The 12,658-nt window shown below is 62.4% G+C and carries 10 protein-coding genes; 5 read left to right on the forward strand and 5 right to left on the reverse strand.

Annotation, left to right across the window (positions count from 1 at the left end; genetic code table 11):
• Positions 1 to 89 precede the first annotated feature (89 nt).
• The 3 genes from Q0974_RS04860 to cydB all read left to right on the forward strand — a co-directional run bounded on the left by Q0974_RS04860 (position 90) and on the right by cydB (position 3,541).
• Positions 90 to 1,019 (forward strand): glutaminase, encoded by a 930-nt coding sequence (locus Q0974_RS04860; RefSeq protein ID WP_299323297.1) that lies wholly within the window; start codon positions 90 to 92, stop codon positions 1,017 to 1,019.
• Positions 1,020 to 1,103: 84 nt separating this feature from the next.
• Complete coding sequence (locus Q0974_RS04865) at positions 1,104 to 2,540, forward strand: cytochrome ubiquinol oxidase subunit I (protein ID WP_299323298.1); 1,437 nt, start codon at positions 1,104 to 1,106, stop codon at positions 2,538 to 2,540.
• Entirely contained in the window at positions 2,537 to 3,541 is a 1,005-nt protein-coding gene (gene cydB, locus Q0974_RS04870) for a cytochrome d ubiquinol oxidase subunit II (RefSeq protein ID WP_299323301.1), read from the forward strand. Before Q0974_RS04865 ends, cydB begins: the two co-directional genes overlap by 4 nt.
• A 310-nt stretch (positions 3,542 to 3,851) precedes the next feature.
• Here the strand turns inward: cydB and Q0974_RS04875 are convergent, their stop codons facing one another.
• Both Q0974_RS04875 and Q0974_RS04880 read right to left on the reverse strand, forming a co-directional pair.
• Positions 3,852 to 4,820, reverse strand: a complete 969-nt coding sequence (locus Q0974_RS04875) for a bile acid:sodium symporter (RefSeq protein ID WP_299323302.1) — start codon at positions 4,818 to 4,820, stop codon at positions 3,852 to 3,854.
• A gap of 73 nt (positions 4,821 to 4,893) precedes the next feature.
• A complete protein-coding gene (locus Q0974_RS04880; RefSeq protein WP_299323305.1) occupies positions 4,894 to 5,802 on the reverse strand; it encodes a universal stress protein in 909 nt (302 codons plus the stop codon).
• A gap of 195 nt (positions 5,803 to 5,997) precedes the next feature.
• On the opposite strand from Q0974_RS04880, the gene typA reads away from it, so the two are divergent.
• Positions 5,998 to 7,815, forward strand: a complete 1,818-nt coding sequence (typA, locus tag Q0974_RS04885; RefSeq protein WP_299323307.1) for a translational GTPase TypA — start codon at positions 5,998 to 6,000, stop codon at positions 7,813 to 7,815.
• A gap of 6 nt (positions 7,816 to 7,821) precedes the next feature.
• On the opposite strand, the gene Q0974_RS04890 is transcribed toward typA, so the two are convergent.
• Positions 7,822 to 9,318 (reverse strand): PQQ-dependent sugar dehydrogenase, encoded by a 1,497-nt coding sequence (locus tag Q0974_RS04890; RefSeq protein WP_299323310.1) that lies wholly within the window; start codon positions 9,316 to 9,318, stop codon positions 7,822 to 7,824.
• Between the two features lie 192 nt (positions 9,319 to 9,510).
• Between Q0974_RS04890 and Q0974_RS04895 the strand changes: the two genes are divergently transcribed.
• Entirely contained in the window at positions 9,511 to 9,981 is a 471-nt protein-coding gene (locus Q0974_RS04895) for a hypothetical protein (protein WP_299323311.1), read from the forward strand.
• 9 nt (positions 9,982 to 9,990) lie between these two features.
• Here the strand turns inward: Q0974_RS04895 and Q0974_RS04900 are convergent, their stop codons facing one another.
• Positions 9,991 to 10,581, reverse strand: coding sequence for a CHAP domain-containing protein (locus tag Q0974_RS04900; RefSeq protein ID WP_299323313.1), 591 nt, complete (start codon positions 10,579 to 10,581; stop codon positions 9,991 to 9,993).
• 127 nt (positions 10,582 to 10,708) lie between these two features.
• Positions 10,709 to 12,640 (reverse strand): M1 family metallopeptidase, encoded by a 1,932-nt coding sequence (locus tag Q0974_RS04905; protein ID WP_299323314.1) that lies wholly within the window; start codon positions 12,638 to 12,640, stop codon positions 10,709 to 10,711.
• Positions 12,641 to 12,658: the final 18 nt, after the last annotated feature.

Below are 12,658 nucleotides of genomic sequence, written 5' to 3' on the forward strand. Positions count from 1 at the left end.
TATTATTCATATAATACAGTTGCGATGATATGTCACCTAGCCGTTGATAATTCGTGGCTTTTGGCCGGATTTGGCGGCATGAGGGACGGATGGACCTCGACAGGATTCTGCAAATCGTCGGCGAGGCCGTCGAGCCGCATCGCGGCAGCGGCACAGTAGCCGATTATATTCCGGCGCTCGCATCGGTCGATCCTAACAAGTTCGGCATGGCGATCGCCACGCGGGACGGTGCATGCCACAGGATCGGCGACGCGGACGAATGTTTCTCGATCCAGAGCATATCGAAAGTATTCACCTTCTCGCTCGCGCTCCAGAAAGTCGGGGATGCGCTCTGGCGGCGTGTGGGGCGGGAGCCGTCCGGTACGGCTTTCAACTCGATCGTCCAGCTCGAACATGAGCACGGCATTCCGCGCAATCCGCTGATCAACGCCGGCGCCATCGTCGTCACCGATCATCTGATCGAAAATGGCGATGCCGACGCGACTATCGAGACGCTGCTGCGCGTCCTGCGCGACCATGCGGAAGATCAAAGCATCGATATCGATCATGCGGTCGCCAAGTCGGAAAGCGAGACCGGCGCGCGTAACCGCAGCCTCGCCCATTTCATGGCGAGCTTCGGCAATCTCGATAACGAAGTCGAAGTGGTTCTCTCCGCCTATTTCCGGCATTGCGCGCTGGCGCTCTCCTGCGCGCAGCTCTCCCGCGCCGCGCTGTTCCTTGCCTTCGATGGCAAGGACCCGGTGACTGGCGAGCGCATCCTGACGGCCCAACGGTGCCGTCGGATCAATGCCGTCATGATGAGTTGTGGTCACTACGACAACTCGGGCGATTTCGCCTTCCGCATCGGCTTGCCCGGCAAGAGCGGCGTGGGCGGCGGTGTACTCGCCATCACGCCGGGGGAGGGGGCGGTGGCCGTCTGGTCGCCGGGCCTCAATGATGCGGGAACTTCGACGGTGGGCGCCATTGCGCTCGAGGCGCTGGTCGCCGAGACGGGCTGGTCGGTTTTCGGCCGCTATTGACGGTTGCGCAGGATGCAATCGAACCGCCTGATTTTGCATAATTACCGGGCTGTAATCTCCCGCAGCGCGCGCTAGGTAGAGCGCATGGCCGATGCCGAACTCGCCCTGCTACTGGCGCGCATCCAGTTCGCTTTCACGGTCAGTTTCCATTTCATCTTCCCCGCCTTTTCGATCGGCCTCGCGAGCTTTCTCGCGGTGCTCGAAGGGCTGTGGCTGAAGACCAAGAACGACGTCTATCTGCGCCTCTTCAAATATTGGCTCAAGATTTTCGCGATCACATTCGCGATGGGTGTCGTCTCCGGGATCGTCATGTCCTATCAGTTCGGTACCAACTGGTCGGTCTTTTCCGACCGTGCCGGGCCGATCATCGGGCCACTGATGGCCTACGAAGTCCTCACCGCCTTCTTCCTCGAGGCCGGTTTCCTTGGCGTCATGCTGTTCGGCATGGACAAGGTCGGCAAGAAGCTGCACTTCGCCGCGACGCTGATGGTCGCGATTGGAACGGTGATCTCGGCCTTCTGGATTCTGTCGGTCAATAGCTGGATGCAGACGCCGGTCGGCTATACGACCAACGAAGTCGGCCAGTACGTGCTTGATGCGAGCTGGTGGGACGTCGTCTTTACCCCGAGCTTCCCTTACCGCCTCGTCCACACGGTCATCGCCGCCTACCTCACGACCGCGCTCGTAGTGGGCGGCGTGGCGGCCTGGCACATGCTCAAAGGCCGCGATTTGCCGGCGGTGAAAAAGATGTTCTCGATGGCGATGTGGATGGCCGCGCTCGTCGCGCCGGTCCAGATTTTTGCCGGCGACCTCCATGGCCTAAACACGCTCGAACATCAGCCGATGAAGGTCGCTGCGATGGAGGGACATTTTCACAGTTACGAGCGCGCCGCGCCACTGATCCTGTTCGGTATTCCGGACAGCGAGGCGGAGGAGATGCACTATCAGATCGCGATCCCCGGTCTCGCATCGCTGATCCTCAAGCATGATATCGACGCACCGCTGGACGGCCTCGATACCGTTGCACGCGAGGACCGGCCACCCGTTGGCATCGTCTTCTGGTCGTTCCGGATCATGGTGGGGCTCGGTTTCCTGATGTTCGCGCTTGGGCTGTGGAGCCTGTGGGCGCGCTGGCGCAAGACTCTGTACGAGAGCCGCTGGCTGCACCGTTTCGCGCTCGTCATGGCGCCGAGCGGCTTTGTCGCCGTGATCGCCGGCTGGATCACGACCGAAGTCGGCCGTCAGCCCTGGGTTATTCATGAGGTGATGCGCACCTCGGAGGCCGTGTCCGACATTGGTGTCCCTGCGGTCGCCGGATCGCTTATCGCCTTCGTCGTCGTCTATTTCTTCGTGTTCGGCGCCGGGACGCTGTATCTGCTCAAACTCATGTCCAAGGCACCGGCATCCGGCGAAGACAGGCGCGTGACGGCGCCCATTCGCTCGGCCGGAATCACGCCTGCTTCGGGCATCGGCAAGGATGACCCCCGCTCGCTTCCGGAAAACCAGGAGCGCGGCGAATGAGCGATCCTACCCTCACCATCATATGGGCCGGCATCATCGCCTTCGCGATCGGTGCCTATGTCGTGATGGACGGGTTCGATCTCGGCATTGGCATTCTCTTCAAGGCCTTTCCCGTGGGTCAGCAGCGGGACATGGCGATGAACACCATAGCGCCGGTCTGGGACGGCAACGAGACCTGGCTGGTCTTGGGAGGCGGCGGGCTGATGGCGGCCTTTCCACTGGCTTATGCGGTGATCCTGCCAGCGCTCTACGCGCCGCTGACCGCGATGCTGCTCGCGCTCGTGTTTCGCGGCGTCGCCTTCGAATTCCGCTGGCGCGATCCCGGTCATCGCCGCTTCTGGGATTTCAGCTTCTCGGCCGGTTCGGTCGTTGCAACCTTCGCGCAGGGGGTCACGCTGGGCGCGCTGCTACAGGGCATCGTTGTTGAGGACCGGGCCTATGCGGGCGGCTGGTGGGACTGGTTGACGCCGTTCAGCCTGCTGTGCGGCGCCGCGCTGGTCGTCGGCTATGCGATGCTCGGCGCCTGCTGGCTGGTGATGAAGAGCACGGGCAGGTTGCACAACAAGGCGCGCGGCATCGCGTTACGGCTGACACCAGTGCTGCTCGCCGCGATCTTCTCTGTGAGCCTCGCGACGCCGTTCGTCGATCCGCAATATTATGACCGCTGGTTCCAGATGCCCGGCATGCTGGTCACGATCCCGATGCCGTTGCTGGTCGCTTTCTTCACCTTCATGCTGTGGCGCGATCTGGAGAGCAACTACGAGACGCGGCCTTTCTTCTGGGCGCTCGGGCTTTTCCTGCTCAGCATGATCGGTCTCGCCATCTCGATCTGGCCCTATGTGCTGCCCGGCAGCGTCACTATTTTCGACGCCGCCGCCCCGCGAGAAAGCCAGATCTTCATGCTGATCGGGGCGGCGATCCTTGTGCCGATCATCCTCGCCTATACGGCCTGGGCCTATTGGGTGTTCCGCGGCAAGGTCGACGAGGCCGGTTATCACTGAGGCGGACGATACTCCCGAGCGCCCGCTCTGGCAGAAGCTCGCCTGGTTCGTCGGGCTATGGCTGGCCGGTGTCGGAACGGTTGCGGCGGTCGCCTATGTGCTGCGCCTCTGGATCGCTTAGTTTGTCAGACTCGACCTAACGGTCGAGCGCCGCACTAGCCCGCACCCCCTCCCGACCTCCCACTTGATGGTACCTTGTTGGGAGGTCGGGAGGGGGTGCGGGCTGGTGCGGCGACATTGCGAAAGCAATGTTCTGAAAAATAAATCCCGGTGCCGCGCTCGACCGTTAGGTCGAGTCTGACAAAAAACTCTACTCCCGCACGCTACCCATCCGCGCGGCCATGATCGCCGAAACCGTCATCATCGGCACATAGTAGACGAGCAGCGGCACGATGATCAGCCCGGCCTCCGCACCCGGGAACAGGATACGCGCCATCGGCGTGCCCGAAATGATGCTCTTCTGCATCGCCGCGAAGAGCAGGGCTGCGCCGTCGCCATAGTCGAACCGGAACAGTTGCGCGATCAGCATTGCCGTACCGATGACCAGCACCAGTAAGGCCAGCATCGCGGCGAGCAGCCAGAGGAACCGATCCAGGCCAAGTCCGGCGAGCAGCCCGCCGCCGACGGCTGCCGACAGGGCGACATAGATGGCGAGCAAAATCGTCAGACGATCGAGCGACCGCCCGACTCCCGGATGCGCTTCGATCCACGCGCCTGCGAGCGGGCGGCAAAGATGGCCGATGGCGAAGGGCAGGGCGAGGATCAGCACGACCTTGCCGATGCCGGACAGGTCGATCGGCGCACCGGCGGTGGAGAGCAAGGCGGCAAACATCAGCGGGGTGAGCACCACGCCGAGCATCGAGGAGAGCGCGGCGGCGATCACCGAAGCCGCGACATTGCCCTTGGCCATGGACACCATCGCGATCGACGAGGCGACCGTCGTCGGCAGCGCGCAGAGGAACAGGATGCCCGGCACGAAGGCCGGCTCGATCAGCGGCGCTGCGACGGTTGTCAGTGCCAGTCCGAGCAGAGGGAAGATGAGGAAGGTGAAACCGACGATAACGAGATGCAGCCGCAGCCTTGTGAAACCGCCGATTACGGCAGACCGGCTGAGCCGCGCACCGTGCACGAAAAACAGAGTCACGATGCAGATCGTCGAGACCGCGCCCAGCCAATCGAGCGCTGTCCCGCGCGCGGGCAATACGGCCGCAACGCCGACCATCGCCAGCAGGATGACGATGAACCGGTCGGGTATCAGGAGCGATACGAGGCGCTGCATCGCGCCGCCATACCGCTTTACGGCCCAAAGGCGAATCCCGGTGCGGGTTCGGAGTCGTTGCGGTTAGTTTTGGTCAGGCAAGCGCCGACAAGCGCGTACCACCCGTGTCCTTGACCTTTTTGCGCGCCTTCGCACCGCGGATCATCAACACGTCGCCGGGCAGGGTTTCGAGCAAAGCTTCGGCTACACTGCCGATCATCGCCGCCCGGATGCCGCCCCGGCCATGTGTGCCGACGACGGTCAGGCTGTTCTTGAGGCTGTTGGCATGGCGGCACACCGCTTCGCAGGTCGTGCCGTCCAGCAATTTGAGCGTGATGCGCTCGTTGTTTTCGGGATCGAGCTCGATCTTTTTGATGAACGACTGGGCATATTCATTCTGCTCCGCGCGGACTTCGGCCAGCGCGTCTTCGGCCTTGATAAAGCCTTCGAACGGCACGTGAAACGCATTGGCGAGGTCGATCGGCAGCGCCGGAAACAGGTCGAGCGCCGTTTCGAGCGCATTTTGCGATGGTTTCGAGAAATCCGTCGTCACCAGCAATTGCTGATATGGCGTGCGCGGCTTCGCCTTGACGATGAGCACCGGTATGTTGGTCTTGCGGATCAGCTTGTCGACTTCATGACCGAGCACGAAGTCGCCGAACGTGTTGAACCGCGCGACGCCGGTGACGATCAGGTCGGCGTCATGCTCGGCGGCCTTCGCCTCTACGGTTTCCGCGACCCTGCCTTCGGCGATATCGATCTCGAAACGGATGCCGGTATCTTCGATATCCTGCCGTATCCGCTCTTCGGCGGCCGCGATATTCTCCGGGGTATCGGACTGTGCTTCGAGCACGTGCAGCAGGACCAGCTTCGCATCCCATTGCTGGGCCAGCTGGATAGCGCGATCGAGCGGGCGATCGCAGCGGGCTGTCAGGTCCGTGGCGAACAGGATCGTGCGCACGCTAGACGTGTGTGGGGCGGATTCGGGGGAAGCTGCGGTCATGGGCTGCTCCATTCATGTGATTATCAACAATCCAACCAATATAGGATGATAGACGGCGATAACACCAATTATAAGAATTGAGCGATTCTCATAGCGTTACGCTATCGAACTGGCATGCATCCGCCTTGTTGCGACGCACAAAGACCTGTATAGCGCGCGGCAATTCCAACGCTCCTGACAATCGAGAGAGTTTCTATGGGCCTTCGCAATGTGGCCATCATCGCCCATGTCGATCATGGCAAGACGACGCTCGTCGACGAGTTGTTTCGCCAGTCCGGTACGTTCCGCGAGAATGAACGCGTCGAGGAGCGGGCGATGGATTCGAACGAGCTCGAAAAGGAGCGCGGGATAACGATCCTCGCCAAATGCACGAGCGTCGACTGGAACGATCATCACATCAATATCGTGGATACGCCGGGCCATGCCGATTTCGGTGCCGAGGTCGAGCGGATACTCTCGATGGTCGATGGGGTGATCCTGCTCGTCGATGCCGCCGAAGGGCCGATGCCACAGACGAAATTCGTCACCGGCAAGGCGCTGGCGCTCGGCCTCAAGCCGATCGTCGTCGTCAACAAGATCGACCGGCCCGATGCGCGGCCCGCCGAGGTGCTCGATGAATGTTTCGAACTGTTCCTCGCGCTCGACGCCAATGACGAGCAGCTCGATTTTCCAACCCTCTATGCGAGCGGGCGCTCGGGCTATGCGGGCCGCGAGGATAGTGTCCGCGACGGCGACCTGACGCCGCTGTTCGAGACGATCGTCGAGCATGTGCCGGAACCGGACGCCGATCCGGACGGCGAGTTCAAGATGCTGGCGACCCTGCTCGACCGCGACAATTTCATGGGCCGCGTGCTCACTGGGCGGATCGAAAGCGGGCGGCTTGAGATGAACATGCCTATCAAGGCGATCGACGCAGAAGGCAATGTGGTGGAGAGCGGGCGTGCGACGAAAATCCTCGCTTTCCAGGGCCTTGAACGCGTTCCTGTAGAATCGGCGAAAGCCGGCGATATCGTCGCGATTGCGGGGCTTACCGATGCGACCGTGGCGAACACGATCTGCGCGCCCGAGGTCGAGACGCCGGTCGACGCCCAGCCAATCGATCCGCCGACGCTGGCCATGACCTTCGCCGTCAATGACAGCCCGTTCGCCGGCAAGGATGGCGACAAGGTGCAATCGCGCGTCATCCGCGAGCGGCTGGAGCGCGAGGCGGAGGGCAATGTTGCGATCCGGATCAGCGAGAGCGCCGAAAAGGATGCCTTCGAGGTGGCCGGACGCGGCGAGCTGCAGCTCGGCGTACTGATCGAAACGATGCGGCGCGAGGGGTTCGAGCTGTCGATCAGCCGCCCACGCGTACTCTTCCGCGACGGCGAGAGTGGGCGCGAAGAACCCTATGAGACGGTCGTCGTCGATGTGGACGACGAATTTTCCGGCACGGTCGTCGAGAAGATGGCGCTGCGCAAAGCTGAGATGACCGACATGTCGCCCTCGGGCGGCGGCAAGACGCGGATCACCTTCTCCGCGCCCTCGCGCGGCCTGATCGGCTATCATGGCGAATTCCTGTCCGACACGCGCGGCACCGGGATCATAAACCGGGTTTACGAGAAATACGGGTCGTACAAGGGTCCGATCGAGGGCCGGGCCAACGGCGTGTTGATCTCGATGGAGCAGGGCGCGGCCGTTGCCTATGCGCTGAACTCGCTCGAGGAGCGCGGCGTGCTGTTCATCTCGCCCGGCGATGCGCTCTATCAGGGGATGGTGATCGGCGAGAATGCGAAGCCGCAGGATCTCGAGGTCAATCCGATCAAGACGAAGCAGCTCACCAACATCCGCTCATCGGGCAAGGATGACGCGATCCGCCTGACCCCGCCGCGCCGGATGACGCTGGAACAGGCCATCGCCTATATCCAGGATGACGAACTGGTCGAGGTCACGCCGAAAGCCATCCGTATCCGCAAACGCCATCTCGATCCGCATGAGCGGAAAAAGGAAGCGCGGAAAGCGGAGGCGGCTTAGCTTTCGTCAGGCAGGTTCGGCGACGAAAATTTCGCCGTCGAAATCGACGATATAGATGCTGCCATCGCCCGTCGGAACGAGGGCGACCATCCGGTCTATCGTCCCGACATCGGGCGCGAAATCCTCGTTGCGGCGTTCATATTCGCTTGAGGGGACGATCATCGATCCGTTCAGCCTGCCGACCGGGATCGACCAGATATTGCTGCTGAGGAAATCGGCGAAGACATATTTGCCGAAAAGATCGACGATGGGCCCGTCATAGACGATCCCGCCGATCACCGAGCGGCCCGCGCGCGGGCCTTCGCCATTGTCATATTCGGTCACCGGGTCGGTCAGTCCGCCAGGATCGTCGCCGCGAAAGGGGATGCTGCCCTCGCGGAACGGCCAGCCGAAATTCGTGCCTGCGCCATCCAGCCGTGAAAGCCGATTGACCTCTTCGAACGTCTTCTGGCCGACATCGCCCATGAACAGGGTATCGCCCGAGAATGAGGCTCGGAAGGGATTGCGCAGGCCAAGCGCGTAAATTTCCGGCGCGCCGCCGCCATTGGCGAACGGATTGTCGGGTGGAATCACGCGAAAATTGCTCGGGACCGACGCGCCGGCATAGGGATCGCGCAAAATGCCGAAGCGCAGAATCTTGCCGAGCAGCGAATCCGGGTCTTGCGCATTGTCGTTCGGTCCGCCGATCGCCCCGCCATCCCCGGTGGCGACGAACAGCAGATCGTCTGGATCGAAACCGATCCAGCCGCCATAATGGTTGCTGGCGACCGGATGCGGAATGGTCAGGAGCGAAGGCTCGCCCTGTGGCGGTTCAATGCCGTTTTCGCGGAAGCGGCGCAGTTCGATATCCCCCGCCGCATTGGTCACAAAAATGTAGATCATTCGCTCGCTGGGATAGTAGGACGGCATGGCGATGCCGAGCAGTCCGCCTTCGCCCTCGAATGAGATATCCTGCACTGTCCGGACGGTATTCAACGCGCCCGTCGCCGGATCGAGCCGCAGGATGCGCCCCCGTTTTTCGATCACGAAGACATCGTCTTCGCCGGGTATGGGCGCGATATAGGTCGGCCGGGCAAGGCCGGACGCGATCCGGCGCACCGCAATGCCCTCGCGATCATTCTCTACGGTGATGGAGAGATTGGTGCTGTCGGACGCCTGGCCATCGCTGACGGTGACGTTGACGCGATAGACATTGTCCTGATTGGCGTCCGCCGGCAAATCGAAATTGGGCCGCGCATTGAAGACGAGGGCGCCCGCGCTGTTGATCGAGAACAGGCTGGCGTCCGCACCGCCGGATATCGAATAGGTCAGCGTGTCGCCGTCCGGATCGCTGACTTGGGTCTGATAGGCGTTGCGATCATTCTCCGTCACCTGCGCCGTGCCCGCGGACGTGATCGAAGGCGCCGTGTTCGCGGGCGGAGGCGGCGGTGGCGGAGCATTGCCGTCGCCGCCACAGGCGTTGAGGACCAGAATGGACGCAGCGGATGCCAAAAAACGCTTCATGGATTGATCCCGTATCTGCCAATCGCGACCATGTGTAATTCTATCATATTATCGCGCCGATGCTCGGATTTCGAACGGAAACAGTGTGAACATCTTATTGAGACGCGCTGCAGGCGGGCGTCGTCGGGTACTGACCGATTGACCGCCCCGTGCAAATCCCTATTTCGGGTGCAGGTCGTTTTTGGAGGTAGTGTGAAGCACGGGTTGGTTTTCGCGGTGATGGCGGGGGCGCTGGCGCTCGCCTCCTGCAATCCGAATGTGGAGCAGACCAGCGGATCGGGTACGGCGCCGCTCGATCGCGGCGAGGTCGAACGGTCCGACGAGCTGGTGCAGCCCGTGGTCGTCGGCCAGTTCGGGCCGCGTTTCAATGCGTGTCAGGCGACGGGGCAGGTACAGTCCCTGGGCGGGCAGGCGGCGCTGGCCGTGCGCGCTGCGCCGTTCGATCGCGCGCGGCAACTCGACAGTATAACGGTCGGCATGCGCGTCTTCGTCTGCAATCGCAGCCACGATCAAAGCTGGCTGGCCATCGTCTATACCGAAGCGGGCGAACTGAGCGCCACCTGCGGCGTATCCGAGCCGATCGGATCGCGCCGGGCCTATGACGGCCCGTGCCTTAGCGGTTGGGTCAATTCGGCGTTTATCCAGCTGCGCGAAGCACGCTAACCAAAAGCCTTAATCGAGATCCTCGATCAACTGACCGATGCGATCGCCATCGGCAGGCTGATAGCTGGCGAGCAGGGTGCGATTGGCGTCCAGCTCGGTCGCGGCGATCCGCACTTCGGGCTCCGCATCTGCTGCGTTGGGATAGATGAAGCCATAGACCGGATAGCGCGTGATGCCGAGCTGACCGGTCGGCGTGTGCCAGACGCGGACCACGCTCCAGTCATTGTTCGGCGAAACGTCTTCAGCCAGCACATCGCTCTCGATCATGCCGCGGCGCGACCAGTTGGCATGGTTCAGGCGAATCTGGCGATCATTGACGACTTCGCGGACCATCGCGACATGGCCGAGCCGCATGCGGCCATGCGACCGCAGCACCATGACCGAGCCTGCTTCCGGCGTGCTGCCGCGCTCGTAGCGGCCTTCTGCGGATGCCCACCAGGTATGCGCGTTGCCGCGAATCTGGATGTCCGACACGCTGCGCGCATAGGTCACGCATTGCCAGCGCGGATCGCGCGCTTCGGCGGCGGTTGTGGTAACGCCAAGCGCGAAGATGCACGCGGCGATCAAGCTGAAAAAGCCCGGTTTGCGACCCGGTATCATATGCGACTCTTTTTTCTTCGAATGCCGTGGTGCGGCGTTCGATAGAGCCCTTTCCCCAGTATAGGGTGAAGCGAAAGGGTTAACGCGACAAGCGGTGAGGAGTCGGCGCTAAACTGCGGAACCCGGACTATCCGTCCGACAGGGGCACCGTTTCGTCGACGGTCCCGGTCGTGATCGCATGATAGCGCGGTCGCGCTTCGCGATAGATTCGCCGGGCGAAAGGCTGCCCCCAATCGCCTGCGGCCATTAGCGCTTCGAACAATGGCGCGACGAATTTCCGCCGGCCCATGGACAGGAGGAAGCGTTCGACCGAATCCCGTGCATCGTCATAACGATTGGCGATCGCGAGCCTCAGCCAGGCAAAGCGGATTTCGCTGTTGCGCGCGACATTGAGTGCGAACGTCTCTTCGAGCGCCGTGAGCCGGTCCTCATCCATTTCGCGCGGCAGGCCGTTGAGGAAGCGCAATCGCTCCTGCGTCGTCCATTCGGGCCAGTTGATGACCGTCACTTCGCCGCTCTCCGCGAAATTCTGGATCGCATGGTCGACGGCGCGGAAGCGATTGGACTGCACATGGACGGCGTTTTCGGGAAGGCCGGGTTCGTAGATCCATTGTTCGATGCCGATCTCGTCCGCCTCGTCGCCTTCGAACAGATTGGCGCGCATATCGGCGATCAGCCCGGCGCTGGTCTGCGGCCGGAAGGCGTTGCGGTCGAAATAGTCGCGCAACCAGGCGTCGAAGCGGGCGCGGCCGACCGTTTCTTCGATCGTGCGCAGGAACACCGCGCCTTTCTCATAGGCGATATCGGTCATCCCGTCGTCGGGATTGCGGCCCTCAAGATCGAGATGCAGCCGGGTATCGGGAGATTCGAGTCCGCCCAGCGCTTCGATATCGGCCATCATGTCCGCCCAGCCGAGATCGGCGAGCATCTCCGCCTGTTCGCGGCCATAGACCGCTTCCATGATGCGGTTTTCGAAATAGACGGTGAAGCCTTCATTGAGCCAGAAATCGTTCCAGGTCGCATTGGTGACGAGATTGCCGGACCAGCTATGCGCGAGTTCGTGCGCGACTAGGCTGACCAGCGATTTGTCGCCGGCGAGAATGGTCGGCGTCACGAAGGTGAGACGGGGATTCTCCATCCCGCCGAACGGGAAGGCCGAGGGCAGTACGAGCAGATCGTAGCGGCCCCAGCGATACTCGCCGTACAGCTGTTCGGCCGCGGTGATCATCTCCTCAATATCCTCAAATTCGCTAGCCGCGGCGGCGAGCATCGACGGTTCGGCATAGACGCCGCTGCGGTCGCCAAGCTCCTGAAAGGCGAGGTCACCGGCCGCGATAGCGATCAGATAGGGCGCGATCGGCTCATCCATGCGAAAGCGGAAAGCACGGCGGCCCGGCTGATCGTCGATGAGTTCGCCCTCAGGCGTCAGCATTTCCGCGCTCATCACGACGCGAATGCCCTCGGGCGCGGTGATCCGCGCGTCCCAGGTCTGGCGGATACCGGGGCTGTCCTGCGTCGGAATCCAGCTCCGGTTGAGAATCGCCTGGCCCTGGCTGAACAGGAACGGTTCCTCGCCGCCTTCGGTCTGCTCGGGCTCCAGCCATTGCAGGGCGGCGGCGCCCGGCGCGGACGCATAGGTGATCTTCACCTGCTCGGCGCCGTCGAGCGCAATCGTCAGCGGCGCGCCATGCACATCGCCGCTGTCTTCGCCCATCTCCCAGCGCAGGGCCTCGCCCTCGCCATTGACGACCTCGCGGATTTCCAGCCCCTTGCTGTCGAGCACGACCTCCTCGGCATCCTCGGCGAGCACGAGATCGAGCGTTGCCGTTCCGACCATCCGCCGTTCCTCGAAATCGGCATTGAGATCGAGCGAGACATGGGTGACGCGGGCTTCGAGCGGATTGGCATAGCTATGCGTATCGCGGCCTTCCTCAGTCGCGTAGATACTCTCGCCATCGACCATGGGTTCGGCGCTCCGGTCGCGTAGCTCCTGTTCGCTGCCGCATGCCGCGAGCAACGTCATCGCCGCCAGCGGCGCGATCAAATTGGCGATTTTCATAGCCTTGCCCTCCGAACG

Origin of the sequence: Parasphingopyxis sp. (assembly GCF_028279465.1) — a bacterium.
In the GTDB taxonomy this organism is placed as follows: Bacteria; Pseudomonadota; Alphaproteobacteria; order Sphingomonadales; family Sphingomonadaceae; genus Parasphingopyxis.

Bases quoted from the DNA above. Each gene is read 5' to 3' on its own strand.
- Q0974_RS04860 (WP_299323297.1), top strand. From the start codon at position 90: ATGGACCTCGACAGGATTCTGCAAATCGTCGGCGAGGCCGTCGAGCCG.
- Q0974_RS04865 (WP_299323298.1), top strand. From the start codon at position 1,104: ATGGCCGATGCCGAACTCGCCCTGCTACTGGCGCGCATCCAGTTCGCT.
- cydB (WP_299323301.1), top strand. From the start codon at position 2,537: ATGAGCGATCCTACCCTCACCATCATATGGGCCGGCATCATCGCCTTC.
- Q0974_RS04875 (WP_299323302.1), bottom strand. From the start codon at position 4,820: ATGCAGCGCCTCGTATCGCTCCTGATACCCGACCGGTTCATCGTCATC.
- Q0974_RS04880 (WP_299323305.1), bottom strand. From the start codon at position 5,802: ATGACCGCAGCTTCCCCCGAATCCGCCCCACACACGTCTAGCGTGCGC.
- typA (WP_299323307.1), top strand. From the start codon at position 5,998: ATGGGCCTTCGCAATGTGGCCATCATCGCCCATGTCGATCATGGCAAG.
- Q0974_RS04890 (WP_299323310.1), bottom strand. From the start codon at position 9,318: ATGAAGCGTTTTTTGGCATCCGCTGCGTCCATTCTGGTCCTCAACGCC.
- Q0974_RS04900 (WP_299323313.1), bottom strand. From the start codon at position 10,581: ATGATACCGGGTCGCAAACCGGGCTTTTTCAGCTTGATCGCCGCGTGC.
- Q0974_RS04905 (WP_299323314.1), bottom strand. From the start codon at position 12,640: ATGAAAATCGCCAATTTGATCGCGCCGCTGGCGGCGATGACGTTGCTC.